Origin of the sequence: Cellulomonas algicola (assembly GCF_003851725.1) — a bacterium.
GTDB classification, from domain to species: Bacteria; Actinomycetota; Actinomycetes; order Actinomycetales; family Cellulomonadaceae; genus Cellulomonas; species Cellulomonas algicola.
Genome location: NZ_BHYL01000534.1, coordinates 1 through 401, shown reverse-complemented (window position 1 = coordinate 401; position 401 = coordinate 1). Strand labels below are relative to the sequence as shown.

General features: G+C 81.0%; 1 pseudogene. It reads right to left on the bottom strand.

Features of this window, described 5'->3' with window-relative positions:
- Positions 1–235: pseudogene (locus CTKZ_RS22260) on the bottom strand (MFS transporter); the annotation flags it as partial.
- Positions 236–401 lie beyond the last annotated feature (166 nt).

The window sequence follows — 401 nt, the reverse complement described above, 5'->3', positions numbered from 1 at the left end:
CCACGGGGTCCGGTGCGAGCGCGCCCAGCGCGAGCCCGCACGCGCCGACGACCGCGCCGCGGCGGAACAGCCGCGCGTCGCCCCACGCCGCGCGCAGCCGGTCGCCGACGAGGCGGCCGAGAGTCTGGGCGGCGGTGAAGGCAGTCGTCGCAGCGGCGGCGACCGCGAGCGTCGCCCCCCGCTGCTCGTGCAGCAGGACCGCACCCCACGCGAGCGCCGCGCCCTCGGCGACCATGAGGACCACCCCCACGACGGCGACGCGTGCGAACGCCGGCGACCACGCGGGCTCCGGGCTGCCGGCCGGTCGAGCGGGGCGCGCGCCCGTCGACCCGGACGGCGGCGCGTCCGTCGTCGGACCGGTGTCGGGCAGCGACCTCGCCACCTCGACCGCGGCCGGCAGC